Here is a 16,251-nt window from a genome sequence, read left to right as displayed (position 1 = left end):
AAAGGTTCTGTATCAATTAACTAGCCTGATTTGATATCAAGTCTGGTAGCAGTAAAACCCAATTAAAATAAGCTATCGGACTTGATATTACCAAAATTTGGACAGGTAATTTTCATGCCAATCTACTAAACTATAATTATTAATTTAACCAAATCAGCTGTATTATAATGACTCAAACTAGTTCTAAACCAATGACTGCTTTAGATAAACCTCTAAGCAAAAATAATAATCAAAAAGATAATAAAATTGGATTTTTTAATTGTTTCTATGGTCAAAATCAAGGTTGGAAAGGGGATTTGGATGGGATAGCATTTGATGATCGAGGAATTAAGGCTAAACTGCTAGATTTAGAAAAGTCCTGTTATATCGTTAGATCCCAAGGACAGATTGGCGTAACCCAAGAAGGCTACTGGTATCCTTCCGAAAATGGCAAGAGCTCTCAAGTAGAACTGCTGATGGCAGTTCCACCAATACAAATTCAACAGTTAGGCGATCCCAGTTTTTTATCCTTTCATGGGGTAAAATCTGCCTATGTTACTGGAGCGATGGCTGGTGGAATTGCATCTGAGGAGATGGTCATTGCTCTCGGCAAAGAGAGAATTTTGAGTTCATTTGGTGCTGGCGGATTAAGTCCTTCCCGCCTGGAAGCAGCTATTAAACGTATTCAACAAGCCTTACCCCAAGGTCCCTACGCCTTTAATTTAATTCATAGTCCCAGTGAACCTGCGATTGAACGCCATGCTGTTGATCTATTTCTCAATTATGGTGTTCAAACTGTAGAAGCGTCTGCATTTCTAGATTTAACTCCCAATATTGTTTATTATCGAGCTGCTGGATTAGGACTCAATACCGCTAATCAAATCGAAATCAAAAATAAAGTTATTGCTAAAATATCCAGAAGAGAAGTTGCTGCGAAATTTCTCCAGCCTGCTCCAACACAAATCCTTAAAAAACTTGTTGAGCAGGGATTAATCAGTGATCTACAGGCAACTTTGGCAGAAAAAGTTCCCATGGCAGACGATATCACCGTAGAAGCTGATTCAGGTGGTCATACAGATAATCGGTCTTTGGTTTGTCTGTTACCTTCTATCTTGGAATTGAGGGATGAAATTCAGGAAAAATATGGTTATGAAAACCCGATTCGAGTTGGAGCTGCTGGTGGGATTGGTACGCCACAATCAGCCTTAGCTGCTTTTATGATGGGTGCGGCTTATGTTATGACTGGCTCTATTAATCAGTCTTGCCTTGAAGCTGGAACCTCTCAACATACCAAGGAAGTGTTGGCTAAAGCTGATATGACTGATGTCACCATGGCTCCAGCAGCAGATATGTTTGAAATGGGGGTAAAACTTCAAGTCCTAAAAAAAGGTAGCCTCTTCCCCCTACGGGCCCAGAAACTCTTTGAGTTATATAGAAGCTATGACTCGATTGAAGCTATTCCTATCGAGGAAAGAGAAAAACTGGAAAAACAAATTTTCAAGAGAAAAATAGAAGCTATCTGGGAGGATACCATAGCTTATATATCCCAACGAAATCCTGATAAAATAAAACAAGCTGCCAATAATCCTAAGGTAAAAATGGCTCTGATTTTTCGCTGGTACCTAGGATTGTCATCTCGTTGGTCGAAGTCAGGGGAGAAAGGCAGAGAAATCGATTATCAGATTTGGTGCGGACCTGCCATGGGCAGCTTTAATAACTGGGTACAAGGGTCTTACCTCGCTGCTCCAAACAATCGCAGTGTGGTTGATGTGGCTCACCACATCATGAATGGGGCTGCATTTTTACACCGAATACAAAGTTTAAAAATTCAAGGACTCCAAATGCCAGATTACTACAGTCAGTATCGCCCAGTTCCTCTTTCCTAAATTGTGAATTTTTAATTATCGATATTGTCAAGCTTGGTAATTGGTAATTGGTAATTGGTAATTGGTAATTGGTAATTGTAATTACTATTGATACATTACCCATTACCAATTGCCACGTTTACTATGAACAATACTGCAGGGTACTGGAGACCATCTAACTTATAGATTACGTAGATTACGTAATTTTTACCTAAGGAGAATAGTATGCTAAAAACCCATAAAGCACCAGAAAAAGGAAGTCAATTTTCAACTCCATCAGACAAGGTTGTCCATGGTCGCAAGAATCTTAAGCTGATGGATGTTAATTATCGGCGTAACACTGAGTCAGATTACACCGAAAAGATAGAGGAGTTGTATAAAAACTTTGATTATAGCAGCAATAGCGATTATTACTGGGGTGAACCTGAGCTTTCAATGCTGTACGGTAGCCCCCTCTATGAAGCGGCTTCACCCTCACAACAAAAAGCTCTAAACCATCTTTATTGGGCTTTGAATTACTATTTAATTGCTGCTACTGAAACGAATACAATTTTATTTAATGAAGTTACAGCAAATGCCTTCTTTCCCTTTGATGATTACGAAGTTCTCTGCCATGCGCTAGACCTTGAAACTAATCAAGAACGTTACCATGTTCGTGCCTTTAACACTATTGGTAGTAAGACAGAGTTAGCCCTAATGGGCGAAACAGTTTTTCACTGTCCTAGGTCAACCAAACCTAAGGAAATGGATAAAACATTAGCTGCTTTTAAAGGGATGGGTGGACGTACAAGCTCTCCTTTGGGAATGCAAGTGTACACCATCAGTATCAGTAATTCTCCTTTTCTAGCGAGCCAGTACTATACTGCCCGTGGGATCGGCAATTTAAATCTCAAAAATAAGGAATATAGTTTTTCCCAGTTATATAAGAGATTAGAGAAAAATCGTGAGTTTATTCCCGCTCCAACAGCAGTTTCTCGTTATCATCTACTAGACGAAAGTTTCCACACCGCAACGTCTCAGTTAATGTCCCACGAAATCTATAAGGATTTCCCTCAGCCAAACGCCTGGGAGAAGTACATTGGTAACCAAACGATCCACAGCTTACAAACCGATGTGTTTAATGGGCTATCTACTACACTCCCTGGTACCTTTGGTGGAAATCTTATGCCTATGGTGTATAAGCTCTTGCAAACACCTCTATTTAGCATGTCTAAGCAAGAAGCACTACTGATGATGGAGAAGTGTTTCTGTCAGGAACATCAAGGCTTACATGTGGCAGCTAAATATCACCAGCGTCTTCTATCGGATATCCGCAAGTTTCTTGAAGGTCTAGACTATCTGTCACCTGTTAATCGCGAGATGCGTCTGATGGCTTCATCCGGTTCAGTTGAAAAAGCTGTTGCAAATAACATTCGAGAGTTTAAGCAGTTCTCGAGATCCGTTAAGCGTTAGGTCAAACTTTTGCCAGCTCCTGCTCCAGTAATGTTATACATGAGATACCCAAATTGTTGCTATGGTGAGTATTCACGTTGAAGACGATCAACAAACCCTTGAGGTCGAACCTAACCAAAATCTAGCTGAGATCTGCGATGAGCATCCCATTTCCCTTCTTTTTGGTTGTCGGGAAGCATCCTGTGGCACCTGTCTAATCGAGGTAGTCAGAGGCATTGAACACCTGTCACCTATCACAGCTGATGAGCAGGATTTGCTTGATGTGTTAGCTCCAGACAATCCTCACGCACGTCTAGCTTGCCAGTGTGTTGTGATGGGCGATATTAGTATCAGTACTCTCAAGGGGTGAGGGGATGAACAGGTGAGGGGATAAACAGGTGAGGAAAATTCCCTTTCCACAGTATCTTTTGTCCAAGCACAAGAACGGAGGGATGGAGTGATCACTCCATCCCTCCATCACTCGGTCACCCGATCACCCGATCACCCCATCACTCCATCACTCCTTAAACCAGATATCATTGTAAAAACTCAGGAGTTGAAAGGGGAGCATCGATTCGACGTTGACTAGGCTTGTCAAGTTTATAAATAATCGGTGGTTCTGGTAGCAGCAGATACCGCTTGCCCCACCCATCATTAATATCCTCAGGTCTAGGTTCAGGTGGTTTAGTCTGACCGGTGGGTAAGGCAACGGACAGAACTTCACGTGCCTGGACATACCGTTGACCATCGGATGTATTGTTGATCAGGCTGCTTGCTAAGGTTATTCGCTGCTTCTTTAACTCCTCTTCTAGTTCCCAGAGGGACTCTTTGGGGGTGAGGGTGGCTAGGAAGGTTACTTCCTCTGCTGGTTTTAGTGATAACCCAAGTTTGGACTGATCCATTTGCCAGACTTCTTGAAACTGACCGTCTGGTGCAATTTGCCATAGTTTCAAGTCGGTCTGCCATCTTCCCTTCTTTACATCGACATTTTGATAAGCCAGAATTGAATAGATAAAATTTGGGTCTCTGTTGAAAGAGAGCTGTTGATTAGGGTGCAAATAGCGAATCGCTGCTACCGTGATGGGAATTTCCTCCGGAAGATTCGTGGTTCCTGCTACGGTGTAGATCCCTGGACGGTCTGATTTGGTCACCGTAAGCTGAAAAATTGCTTCGGGAGGTTGACCGAGTAATCGATTAGTTAATTGCCGTCCTGGTAATGGAATCTGGGTGCATCCAGTACTTAATAGTAAGAGTATAAAGATGCTAAATACCCTTTTCAACAAATGGGTCAGATTTTGTTTGACTATTTTTTTTGCCCAAATAAAAATAAAGGTTTTGTGCATAGCCGATACTTGCATAAAAATGTCATTAAATAAAATTTTAACAGGTTAAATTTTATTTTAATCAAATAAAATTGATTAAGGTTTACTATGGTTAATTTTTATTTATTGAGTTATTTTTTTTATGTTATGGTTTCAGGCGGCTATTTCAACCATGTCTATTATTTATATGATGAATAATTGGGCGTTAACTATCTCCTAATAAGCAATTATTTATTTTTTTTGTTGTATGAATTTGAGAGTGATATCAAGTCTATTAGCCTTGGTATAATAACATGGATGAATTACCAAACCTTGTGAGATAAAATTCACCCTAATACTTTGAAAAAAGTAATCAAGATTCGTAATTATATAACCTACATAATTATCTATACCGAAAAAAAAACGGATAATATTTTATCTGCTGGTAAAACAACGTTTATTCCCTATAAATGTGAACTAAGCACAGTTATATTTAATTGATTGTGGTGCTCATGATAGACATAAATCAAATCCCTATTGCTATTGATCCTAATCAACCAAGTATGAGCGCCTTAAAGCGTTCGGTTGGGCTAAGTTACTTCTTATTATCCATTGCCTCGACTTCCCCCTTAGCCAAATGGGGTTTTATAGCCCCGATCACCCTATCACTTTTGTTAGGTGTTGCTAGTCTGAAAACAGAACCAGCCTATGCTCATTTTTCGGGGCTATGTCTTAGTCTTCCGGATCAAATTGTTTCGGAAAAACCTCTTAGCCCTAAGAGCGAAACCTCGAAACCATCACAGAATAATGTCTGGAGCAACACAGACCAAGACCGGCTGGACAGGTTCAACTCTACAAATTTGCCTGAAAAGGCCCAGGAGGACTGGGCTGTTAAGGATTCATGCACGAGGATGAGGGCTAGGTTTCAAGCAAACCCGAACAGCCAATACTACTCGGTTAGTAGCGGACAAGAATTTGGTTGTGGCTACACAAACGAAAGCTGCCTGAGGGACTTTGATAGGACTGTAGGTTTATCCAAGCAATATGACCCTAAGAACTTCCACCCCAGTGAAGATGATTGGGTATCGATTGAGCCTAAGAAGCTGGCACAAACCAACTTTGAGGAAGCACCAGAGCGTCCATTAATTCCAGAGATTGACCCTAAGGATGATAACCCGTTAGCTCCGACCCTAAACATACAAGGTGCCTTGGTGAATCAGGTAGACACATCAGCGAGACTACGGCTGCAAGGAACTTATCCCCTTTCTCCCCATGCTTTGTTTGGTGCCACAGTTGACCTCACCACTGGGGAGGGCTTTTCCGACACCGAGGAAACCGGATTAAGTATCAATGAACTTTACTTTACCACTTCTGTGCCTAGCTATTCTAATCTGCGCTTTGTGGTTGGTCTAATGGATTTGACATCTTATTTTGACCGCAATAGCTTTGCTAAAGATAGTACGACCCATTTCTTTAACCCGGTGTTTCAGACGAATCCTGCTCTGGCAGCAGCTGGTATTGCGTCTCGTCCGGGGGTGCTGCTCAACTGGAATCTAACCGACAACCTGGAAGTAAGAGCTGCGGGCTTTTCTTCAGACCGAGACCTGGATGATTTTGCTTTTGATGGGTTTTCTTCAGAGCTAGCTTTCCGGGTAGGTACAGCAATCATTCGGGGGACTTACCTATCGGCTCGGGATGCTCAGAAAGATGGATTCCAGGAAATTTTTTCTTTGAACCGAGGGGATAACGAGTTTGGTCCGAAGTCCTCTGACCGCGAAGAAGCTTACGGGATTAATGGAGAACTATATATTCCTGCTCTCAAGATGGGACTGTTTGGGCGCTATGGTTGGTACGAAAATCTTGATTTAGAGGAAAGCGGGGATACCTACAGTGTGGGTCTGAACCTCTTAGATTTGTTTATGGATGATGACCGACTAGGGCTTGGCTATGGTCGGCAATTGTCTAATGATGACTTGCGCCAGGACGAAGGTAATAAAGTACCAGATGTTTGGGAATTGTTCTATGACGTGCGTGTTTCACCTAATGTGCGTGCAGGTGTGACTTTGCAAGGACGAGATGAGTTTTCAGATACAATTCTTGGTGTTCGAGTCAGGGCTGATTTTGATGTGAGTAATCTGTGGGATTGAGTGCTGAGTAATGAGTAATAGGTTTTTCAAGCTACTCGCTAATAGAATTGCTGACATAGATAGAACATAGACACTGATTCATCCTTGATAGTTTATCCTTGATAGTTTATCCTTCATTCTTGATAGTTCATACTTCATCCTTTTGACCAATGAATAACCATTATCTTGGCAAAAAAAATTTATACTGGCAGCGTTGGTGGGTCTTTTTGATGGTTTTTGGGTTAGCAGGAGTATTAATCTTCAGCCCAGTTGAATCGGTGGTACCAGCGCTCCAAGCACAAGTTACTTCTGCTGTACGCCGAGGTTACTCTCTGTTAAAGAAAGGATGGGTAGATAATGCGATCGCAACCTTTGAACAAGCTCTAAAAGGCTCTCCCCAATCGAAGGAAGGGAGGTTAGGTCTAGCGATAGCGTATCAGCGAGCAGGGCGAGATGCAGATGCTTGGGCTGCTTATCAACAAGTCTTAGCCATCGACCCAAACAATAAAGAGGCTCTGGAAGCGGTAGGAGAATTGGGAGGTTATCGTGCTGAATGGCAGGCGGATGGGATTGAAGCCCTAACCACTTTATTAAACCTAACTCCTAATGATACTGGTGTTCGTGCTCAGCGGGCTTTACTGCTGGGCTACCAAGGTCGTTTTCCGGAAGCCCTAGCTGATTATGAAATTTTGCTGGAGAGCAATCCTACACCAGAAATCATTGTTGGTGCTGCTCAAATCTATACCTACAGTGGTGACTATCAGCAAGGGCTAGAGCTATTTGATCGTTACCAAGCTAACGGTCAGCCGATTCCGGGAAATGCAGCGGGAGCCTATGCTCTGGCTCTACGGGAAACTGGGAATCCTGCTCAGGCGGTACAGGTATTGGAAGCTCAGCTCAATCAATTTTCCCAATTCTATGGCAATGATAGTTATCTACGGGCTGATTTAGCTCAAGCTTATCAAGCTTCTGGGCAACTGACAGAAGCTTTGTCTGTCCTAGAACCGTTGCGAGGGAGAGATGAGGCGGCTTTACCCTTAGCCCGGGCCCTTTCAGAAATTGGTCGTCGTGAGAGTCGCTCTGACCTAACCGAAGACGCGGTTACTCTCTACCGTCAGGTACTGGCCTCAACACCAAAGCCATCTGTTGCTTTAGTCAGGGAAGTGGCTGATGTGATGAGTGAGGTACCAAGCCAGTGGGCATCAGCTCTACGGCTTTATCAGCAGTTGACCGAGGAGCAGTCGAATAACCAAAGCTTGTTGGTGAAGTCGAATAACCAAAGCTTGTTGGTGAAGCAGATTATTCTAGAAGGTAAATTGGGACAGTTATCCGGAACTCAACGGCGACAGCGGTTGCTTGAGATAACCCAAACTCTACCGAGTGAACCAGCTCAGCAGCGAGATTTAGCCCAAGCTTTGTTGCGTCTAGACCCTCCTGAGCCAGAACTGCTGAGTGTTTACCAAGATTTGCTGGCTACAGGGGTAGATGTACCGTTTTTGCATTTCCGTGTTGCTCAGATTTTGATAAAGCAGAATCGACTAGCCCAGGCAACAAGTGCAATTGACAGTTACAGGGCAACCTCTACTGGTGGTTCCGACCAGAGTACGGAATTATTGCTAGCAGAGATTGACCGTCGCCAGGGAAATCTCGATGCCAGTATCCAGCGGTATCAGAGAATTATTCAGAGTAATCCAAATAATAATTTGTTCAATGGTGCTTTGCGGGGGTTAGCGGGAATCCACATTGCCCAAGGTGATCCACAGAAAGCTCTGGTTATCTATGACCAGCTGCTATCTCGCGATCGCAATGATTTATTAGCCCAGCTGGGGCGTACTAGTGTGGCATATCAAACTAAACGTATTGACCAACAGGAAGCGCAAGGGGTACTCAATCAATGGCTACAGACTCAGCCTTCTATTGATCCATCGCCGGAATTGTTGAGTTTGGTGGGTGCTTTGCCTGCTGACCCAGCACGAGAAACCCTGTACATTACTCTACTAGAGGTCTCACCAGATAATGCTCCTGTACAATTGCGACGGCTACAGGTTTTAGCACAGCGAGAGCCTAAGTTAGCTAAAGCTGAAATAGCTGAGTGGATTGCCGGTAATCCTGATAATATCGATGCCTACTTTGTGCAGGGAGAATTGGCTATGGGATTGAGGGATTTGCGATTAGCTAGCAACGCTTACGAAGAAATTTTGGAACGGGATCCTAATCAAATTGGTGCCTTACTAGCCTTGGCAGGAATTAACTTTACTCAACAGCACTATGCTAAGGCAACGGGGTTTTATAAACAGATACTAGAACTGGAGCCAAAGAATTTATCGGCTCGCAAAAATTTGGCTGAATTAAGTGTTGCCCAAGACTTTCCGTTTACAGCCCTCCAACGGTTTGAAGGACTCAACTTTGAAGAGAAAGAGTCTACAGGGACAGTTAATCCTAAGCTCGATAATCGTATCCTGCGGCTGGAGGTAGATATTCTAAAACGGCGAGGTTTTCAGCCTTATTGGGAGCGGTACTAATACCCTTTCAATTTAGTTTTTATGATTAGGGCAAGATGTTAGCTTTTAGGTGTTAGCTTTTAGGTGTTAGGTTTTAGTCCTTAAAGCCTAGCACCTGATAGCATTTCGATTTTATTTATGAACCAAGCAGCCTGTTTAAATAAGACTTGAAGCTAGTTTAACATCTCAAATTAAACTTATATATATAAATAGATAGCCAAGAAGGTAATGGACTAATGATACCCCTATCAAATTGTAACTACGTAGGTAAATTAGACCAAATATTTCCCCAGCAACCAATGTAACTAGTATCGCTTGAGTTCCTAGGCTAACGTGAAACATTCCAAATAAAATTGCTGCAATAAAAACAGAAAAGTAACCTTTTTCATCTAGGAGAAATCGTTGCAAAGCTGTTTGCACAGTAGCTCGGACAAACTCTTGTATATAAGAGTGTATAAAATAAGTGAATGACATCACAGATACTAAAGATATCGGAAATTTTAATATTTTTGATGTTAATTGATTTCCGGTCGTAATTAGATCTATTCCAAACGCTATTAACCCTATTAATATAATTCCTAATCCACTGATTATCAAGCCATCTAAAACAGATTTTTTAAAATTTATTTTTGTCACTCCTACTTGATCTAAAGAAATATTAAACTTTGTCAAGGTAATTAAAGCAGGAATGACTATTACTACAAGATGTATCCAAATAAACGCCACTGAATAAAGATTCAGAAAATTTGGGAAAAAATCATCCAAACATGAATTAATCAGTATTGCGATCAGCGACATCACGAATATGATTACGAAAAACAAGCCAAAATTATTGCGTTCTTTTAGCTGGTCGATTTGTTCTTGGAGATTAGCTGTATATTGAGTAGTCCAATATCGTAGACGCTTACTGACGTCATAAGTTATTGCTTCATCTATAATCTTGATGATTTCTTGAGCGTCATCGACATTCTCGAGCAGCTGGGTTCTAGATAAGATATAAACTTCAGTATTCGGTTGTGCTATTACAGAGCAAGTTCTAGGTCCTTCATCGAAGAATGACATTTCTCCGAAAGTTTCCCCGGCTAGGATTTCTCCAAATTTAATATTTGTATTAGTACGGGTTTCAACTTTCAATAAATCAACGGCTCCTGAGATAATAAAGTAAATTTCACTACTATATTCTCCTTCTTTGACAATCAACTCTTCCTGAGAGTATTTTTTAATTTCTCCAATCTTCTCTACCTCTTTTAACTGATCTTCGTTCAGGTATCCTAAAATATCAAACTTCTCTAACATGGATTAATACTGCCCATTTGAGGGTAACAAGAAATCAAATCAACAAATCAAATCAACGACTTAGTCGCTGTTTTTTTTTAAAGTATCAAAAAATGATACAGATGGCAAAGCCATAATTTAAAGAATTATGACTGTGATCTATTTTGCTCTTTACTTGCGTATTACCACTGACATTATAATGGTTTGGGGTTTGTTTTAAGAGCGATTGCTTTAGTGGTGGGAAGCTTGAGAGGTTCGTTCTACTTCTTCAACCAAAATTACTGGAATTGGACTGGTTTCTAACACTGCCTGAGATACGGAACCGACCAGCACTTGCTGCCAGGGTTGATGTCCCCGTTTTCCGATCACTATATCTGTTACTTGATGCTCTTGGGCTATGCGAACAATTTCTTCGGGAATCGAACCGGTTACGGTAATAAACTGATGCCGAATATCCAAGAGCAAGCGTTTGATTTGGTTCTGTAACTGCTTGACTTCTGGCTGATTTGATGTTGTGCTCACATGTAAAACAATAACTTCCCCATTACTTCGTCTTGCTAAATCTGCTACTTTAGTTAATACGTGGGTGGCTAAACTAGAGGTATCGACAGCGGCTAGTAGGAGAGTATGAGAGGCAACGGTTACTTTGGTGGGGTCTACAGGGTCTTGGGATAAGAGTTTAGGGGCAAAGGTGGGAATTGCCCAAGCCCCTAGGGGTGCGGTAATCAAAATCGAGAGGGCTGCGATCGCTAAAATTGTTTGACCTCCTTCTAGCCCTTGACTCAAGGGAATACCACCAATGGCTGCTTGTACTGTGGCTTTTGCGGAGTTTCCGGGCAACAAAAACAGTTTCTCTCGCCAAGTCCAATTACTGCCCAATGTGGAGAGATACCACCCGACCATCCGACCGATAAATAAGCCAATTGCGAGGATTACAATGCCAGGTAACAGGGTTGTTTCTAATACCCGCAGTTGAATACTGGCTCCCATCAAGACAAATAGAATAATCTCTGCTACTACCCACAGATGGTTAAATTCCACTCGCAAGCGCCGTGCTAAGGGAGGGTCTAATTCTATTAGGAAAAATCCCATTGCCATGGTAGCTAAATAGCCAGAAAAATATGGCATAGTTTTAGCTAAAACTACCAATAATAAGGCAAGTGCTGCGGTAATTAAGGTATCTTGGACGATAGTTTCGGTCCAATTTTGTTTGGTTAATAGGAAAATAATTAACTGAGCAGCGATATATCCAATTAAGACACCAAGGGCGACCTGGATTAGAACTTGCAGGGGTAGGAACTGGAGAGCATTACTGTTGATTGTTCCCTGTGCCAAGAAATTCACCATCAAACTGAAGAGTAGCAATACTAGGACATCGGATAAGGCACTCCCAGTTAGAATCACATCTGGTATCCCTTTAGCTACGCCCCACCCTAAACTTTTGAGTCGCAGCATTCCTGGCACAATTACGGCGGGGGATTCTGCTCCGACTACACAGCCTAGGAGTAATCCAGTGGGAAAATCGAAATTAAACAGTATCATGGCGGCAACAGCTACTGCGATCGCTTCGGTGATGGCGGGCAAAATGCCTAACCTTAGCGCAACAGTTCCTTGCTCCAGGAGTTTCTCAAGATCCAATCCCAGTCCTGCCCGCATTAAAATGACCATAACTGCGAAGGTGCGTAGGTCATCAGCCATAACTAGGACTTGTGGTGCGATCGCATCCCCCACTTCTGGTCCGATTAGGATACCCACCACAATCATGCCAATCAAAGGAGGTGCTCCCAAACGACGGGCAAGTTGACCCCCAAAAAAGCCCATCAATAAGATCCATATTGTACTGGCTAGCATCCGAAATGTTCGCGCTCGTATATAAAATGTAATTACTTGTCGCTCAATTATGAAAACACAGTTGATTCGGATTGGCAATACTTGATATCAGTGGTTATGAAAATCAAGCCTAACCTTGCTATTACTTTGGCTACTTTACTGCTATCAGTTGAGGGGGCAATTGCTCAACCTAATTCATCATTTACTGACTCTACACCACCAACTCCACCACTGTCCAACCAACAACGCGAGGAAGTGGAAAGGTTAATTAATGATCATCTAGAGAAAAGCTACACAATTCGCAATCAGATCCAATCGGAAGTTCATCGAACCTTTGACTGGACGATTAACCTGCTTAACCTTTTAATTACAGTACTAATCGCCATCCCTATTGTTACTAGTCTGGCAGTGCTCTTGCTAAGACGTAGCATCATCAACCAATTAGTGTCTGAGACGCAAAAGCAATTCCAAGAAGAAGCTGAACAAAAAATAAAAGAGCAAATTGACGCTGAAGTCACTACGGAATTAAAACGACAAGTTGAAGCTTTTAAGCAGGAGCTGGAAACCCTTAAATCTGATTTAGTTTCTCAACTTCAGCATCTAGTTGTGGCTGCTCAACATGAGAAAGAGCAGATTTTTAACGAAATTTCTCGAATTACTCCGTCCATTATCCAAGAAGAATTTGTTGCTCCAGAAGTCCAACAAAAACTGGAAGAGCTAACTAAACAGCTGGAGTCGTTAAAGTCTGCTAATCCCCAGCTATACTTAACAGTTGATGACTATATCAATCAAGGACACGCTCTGTGGATTGAAAATCGCTATCAAGATGCGATCGCATCCTATCAAAAAGCGCTTCAGCTCCAGCCAGATTCCGATGTGGCTTGGTCAGGAAAAGGCCAAGCTCTGCAGAGATTAAAGCGATATGACGAATCCCTCGCTGCCCATGCCGAGGCGATTAAAATTAATCCGAACAACTTTAGGAGTTGGTTTGGACAAGGTTATACTCTCAGATACATGGAACACTATGAAGAAGCACTGATTTCCTATGATCAGGTTATTCAGATCAACCCAGATTTTCATCATGCTTGGAACCATAGAGCCTATGCCTTGATCAAACTTGGTCGCTATCAAGAAGCCTGGGACAGTTTGGAAAGAGTACGGCAGCTAAAATCAAATTCATCTAATCTTTACTACAACCAAGCTTGTTATTATGCCTTAAACGGTGAGATTGACTCAGCAATTGCAAGTCTAGAACAAGCGATGAGTTTGAATGATAGACTTAAGTCTATCATTAATATTGATGCGGATTTTGACATGATTAAAGACGAGCAACGGTTTCAAGATCTAATTAATCCATAAATCTGACCATTGTATTTATCTCTTTGTCTACCTTTGCTGGCATCTAGAGAGCAGGTAGCTACTGGTAGTTAGCAGACAGTTTAAGGGTTTTGAAATTGCCTATATCGTCTCATTCGTTACATGTCCTAATTCATCCGTTACCCCATCTGCTCCATCTACTTGAATGTACAAGTTACCAGTGTGATAGCTTAGTTTTTTGTAATTTGGTAACTTATCGCACATTTCTTCTATTTAATCTTGTCTAGCCAATTCCCAATTTATAATTTTTCAAGCCAAAATATTAAGTAATACCATGTTGCATTCCTTGGGGTAACTATGTTTAAGGTTGACCGTTGAGAGTTAAATGTTAACTATTAATAGTCAAATACTAGTCAAATACTAGTCAACACCAACGGTAATCCTATCAGTAAATTACCACTTTGATCGCCACTTGGTATAGGCCAGTTAAATGGGTGACTACACTAGACAAGGAGAGTGGCCGTGACAACCCTTAATAAATTAATCGACCAAATCAAGACAGAGTTATCTGACGAATTCAGTGAGCGGTTGCGCAAAATCCTCATGAGCCAGGATAAAGAGTGGTTAGTAGAGCAGATCATCTCATTAACCTTAAGCCGAGACAACCAATTGGTCTGTGGGATAAAACCGCCAACTACCCAGAAACTAGCTTTAGCCCTAGAAGATAAAGAAAGAAAACACCGGGCTAGACTTGAACGCATCTCTAAGATACAGCTTGATGAGGACAAACTGGCCCAAATTATCAAGAGGTATAAGAGACTAGATCGGGAGCAACTCGAAGCACAAGGATACCTAAAAAATCCTCCTCAAAAAGGAACAGCTTTAATTACTAACACCGAAAGGAGTAGTAAGGGTAATGAACTTTTGCTTGAAGCTAAAGATGTGTTTTACGCACTGCTCTTTGGAGATAAAGATACCAATGTTCGATTTGATCGAGTAGAACGAGAATTGTTGACGCTGATCGTACCAGAGCATAAATTCCACGTTATAGACTTCATGGTAGCGGTAACCCAAATAGGAGGAGAAGGGACCTGGACAGATCCTAATAATGTCTCCCATGACGACCGGGAAAAAAATATTATCTTGCAAACGGAATACGGTGAAGTCAAGAGTGAACTTATTAGTGAAGGGTTACTGGCTACTGTGAAAATTATCAATAATCTAGAAATTAATGAACAAGTACTTTATTTTCGGATGATAGATGTTGAACAAAGTTCATTAGTTGCCTAAATTATTAAAAACTAAAACAAGTCTCTGGCAAGTAGCCAACTGTATTAGTAAACTACATTAGTCAACTGGATTAAACGTTTGATAGTTCCCTCCTAAGGCTTCCACAACTGTTTGAGTATTAGTGATTAACATTTTGATGTAAGTATCAGCTTCACTACCTGGTACACTTAAGGAATCAGAGTATAATTCTTGTGGGGCTAATTTCACCCCAGCTTCCTGGGCCACAGTGTTGATCAAAGCTGGGTTGATCGTGGTTTCCGCAAAAATCGCCGGAACCCCAATTTTTTTGATAGCGTCTGCCAAACCCTTGACAGTCTGAGCACTGGGTTGTTCCTCAGTACTGATGCCAATTAAGGTTCCAGCTACTGGTATGCCATAGGCACTAGCATAATATTGAAAAGCATCATGAGTTGTGACTAGGTAGCGGTGCTTCTTAGGAATAGTTTGAATCTGCTGGATAATCCAAGCATCAAGCTTTTTTAATTCAGCAGTTAGCTGTGCTGCATTCTTGGTAAATTCTTCCTTGTCCTCTGGTGAGAGTTCAATCAACTGATCCCGAATGGCATTCACCATTGCGATCGCATTTTTAGCATCTCCCCAAACATGAGGATCCGGTTCCTTCTTTCCTTCGTATTCAAAATCCAAGGGTGACACCACTTCCCCAACCGCAAAGGTCTTGATGTTAACCCCAGCCGACTTAATCAGCTTAATCAGTGCTGGTTCCAGATTGTAGCCATTGTATAAAATCAGATTAGCTTGTTCCAACGCAATAGTATCTGCTGGGACTGGCTCATAGACATGGGGATCTGCTCCGGGTTTTAGGATACCCGTCAGTTCAATTTCATCTCCTCCTACTTGTTTCGTCCAGTCGGTAATGATAGTGCTAGTGGTAACTACATTGGGCTTATCATCGCCATCAATACCACTCTGGTTTGTTCCGGTGGTATCACACCCACTGATCCAGACTCCTAAAATGATTACTACTGTCAGCCACCATTGGCGCTTTCTACTGTGAGACTGAATAATTACTCTCAACCGCTTCGCTCCAATTCAAAATTATCAATTCAAAATTCAAAAATACCCCACGAAGGAATTCAGGGGATTGAAACAGCGATCCAGCCCGGTCATGGGGGGAACCCCCATGAGCAACTGGCGTTCCACGGGGCTTTCAAGGTGCGGACCCAGGTGACCCACACAGACCCATGCACCATGAGCAACTGGCCTGGAAACCCCCTCATGAAGGCGCTACATGGCTAACAAACTGGGTTTGCAGCATAAATCCTATCATATTCTTTTCATTTTTCATGATAAACTATTTTCATATTTGTATCATTTT

The 16,251-nt window shown here is 41.8% G+C and carries 12 protein-coding genes; 7 read left to right on the top strand and 5 right to left on the bottom strand.

The features are described 5' to 3' along the window. Window positions 1-191 precede the first annotated feature (191 nt). The 3 genes from BJP37_RS09410 to BJP37_RS09400 all read left to right on the top strand — a co-directional run bounded on the left by BJP37_RS09410 (window position 192) and on the right by BJP37_RS09400 (window position 3,645). Window positions 192-1,865 (top strand): PfaD family polyunsaturated fatty acid/polyketide biosynthesis protein, encoded by a 1,674-nt coding sequence (locus BJP37_RS09410; protein ID WP_075905931.1) that lies wholly within the window; start codon window positions 192-194, stop codon window positions 1,863-1,865. Window positions 1,866-2,069: 204 nt separating this feature from the next. Next, entirely contained in the window at window positions 2,070-3,296 is a 1,227-nt protein-coding gene (locus BJP37_RS09405; protein ID WP_075898264.1) for a hypothetical protein, read from the top strand. Window positions 3,297-3,357: 61 nt separating this feature from the next. Beyond that, window positions 3,358-3,645: a 2Fe-2S iron-sulfur cluster-binding protein gene (locus tag BJP37_RS09400; protein WP_070392150.1), complete on the top strand. Its 288-nt coding sequence runs from the start codon at window positions 3,358-3,360 to the stop codon at window positions 3,643-3,645. Window positions 3,646-3,811: 166 nt separating this feature from the next. On the opposite strand, the gene BJP37_RS09395 is transcribed toward BJP37_RS09400, so the two are convergent. Further along, complete coding sequence (locus BJP37_RS09395) at window positions 3,812-4,618, bottom strand: hypothetical protein (RefSeq protein ID WP_075898262.1); 807 nt, start codon at window positions 4,616-4,618, stop codon at window positions 3,812-3,814. 470 nt (window positions 4,619-5,088) lie between these two features. Between BJP37_RS09395 and BJP37_RS09390 the strand changes: the two genes are divergently transcribed. Continuing rightward, window positions 5,089-6,723, top strand: coding sequence for a porin family protein (locus BJP37_RS09390; RefSeq protein WP_075898260.1), 1,635 nt, complete (start codon window positions 5,089-5,091; stop codon window positions 6,721-6,723). 149 nt (window positions 6,724-6,872) lie between these two features. Further along, window positions 6,873-9,224 carry a tetratricopeptide repeat protein gene (locus tag BJP37_RS09385; RefSeq protein ID WP_075898258.1) on the top strand — a complete coding sequence of 784 codons (2,352 nt, stop codon included), beginning with the start codon at window positions 6,873-6,875 and terminating at the stop codon, window positions 9,222-9,224. Window positions 9,225-9,389: 165 nt separating this feature from the next. On the opposite strand, the gene BJP37_RS09380 is transcribed toward BJP37_RS09385, so the two are convergent. Continuing rightward, complete coding sequence (locus BJP37_RS09380) at window positions 9,390-10,499, bottom strand: cyclic nucleotide-binding domain-containing protein (protein ID WP_075898256.1); 1,110 nt, start codon at window positions 10,497-10,499, stop codon at window positions 9,390-9,392. Between the two features lie 210 nt (window positions 10,500-10,709). Continuing rightward, a complete protein-coding gene (locus BJP37_RS09375) occupies window positions 10,710-12,329 on the bottom strand; it encodes a cation:proton antiporter (protein WP_075898254.1) in 1,620 nt (539 codons plus the stop codon). A gap of 96 nt (window positions 12,330-12,425) precedes the next feature. On the opposite strand from BJP37_RS09375, the gene BJP37_RS09370 reads away from it, so the two are divergent. Continuing rightward, the gene (locus tag BJP37_RS09370) at window positions 12,426-13,667 is read left to right on the top strand and encodes a tetratricopeptide repeat protein (RefSeq protein ID WP_075898252.1); all 1,242 of its coding nucleotides are present in this window, start codon (window positions 12,426-12,428) and stop codon (window positions 13,665-13,667) included. Between the two features lie 99 nt (window positions 13,668-13,766). Here the strand turns inward: BJP37_RS09370 and BJP37_RS43410 are convergent, their stop codons facing one another. Continuing rightward, window positions 13,767-13,889 carry a hypothetical protein gene (locus tag BJP37_RS43410; protein ID WP_269086974.1) on the bottom strand — a complete coding sequence of 41 codons (123 nt, stop codon included), beginning with the start codon at window positions 13,887-13,889 and terminating at the stop codon, window positions 13,767-13,769. Between the two features lie 258 nt (window positions 13,890-14,147). Between BJP37_RS43410 and BJP37_RS09365 the strand changes: the two genes are divergently transcribed. Further along, window positions 14,148-14,915, top strand: coding sequence for a hypothetical protein (locus BJP37_RS09365; RefSeq protein ID WP_075898250.1), 768 nt, complete (start codon window positions 14,148-14,150; stop codon window positions 14,913-14,915). Between the two features lie 57 nt (window positions 14,916-14,972). Here BJP37_RS09365 and BJP37_RS09360 read toward each other — a convergent pair whose 3' ends face one another. After that, window positions 14,973-15,950: a metal ABC transporter substrate-binding protein gene (locus BJP37_RS09360; RefSeq protein WP_075898248.1), complete on the bottom strand. Its 978-nt coding sequence runs from the start codon at window positions 15,948-15,950 to the stop codon at window positions 14,973-14,975. Window positions 15,951-16,251: the final 301 nt, after the last annotated feature.

The sequence above is a fragment of the Moorena bouillonii PNG genome (assembly GCF_001942495.1).
GTDB classification, from domain to species: domain Bacteria; phylum Cyanobacteriota; class Cyanobacteriia; order Cyanobacteriales; family Coleofasciculaceae; genus Moorena; species Moorena bouillonii.
This window is presented reverse-complemented; position numbering and strand designations above follow the sequence as displayed.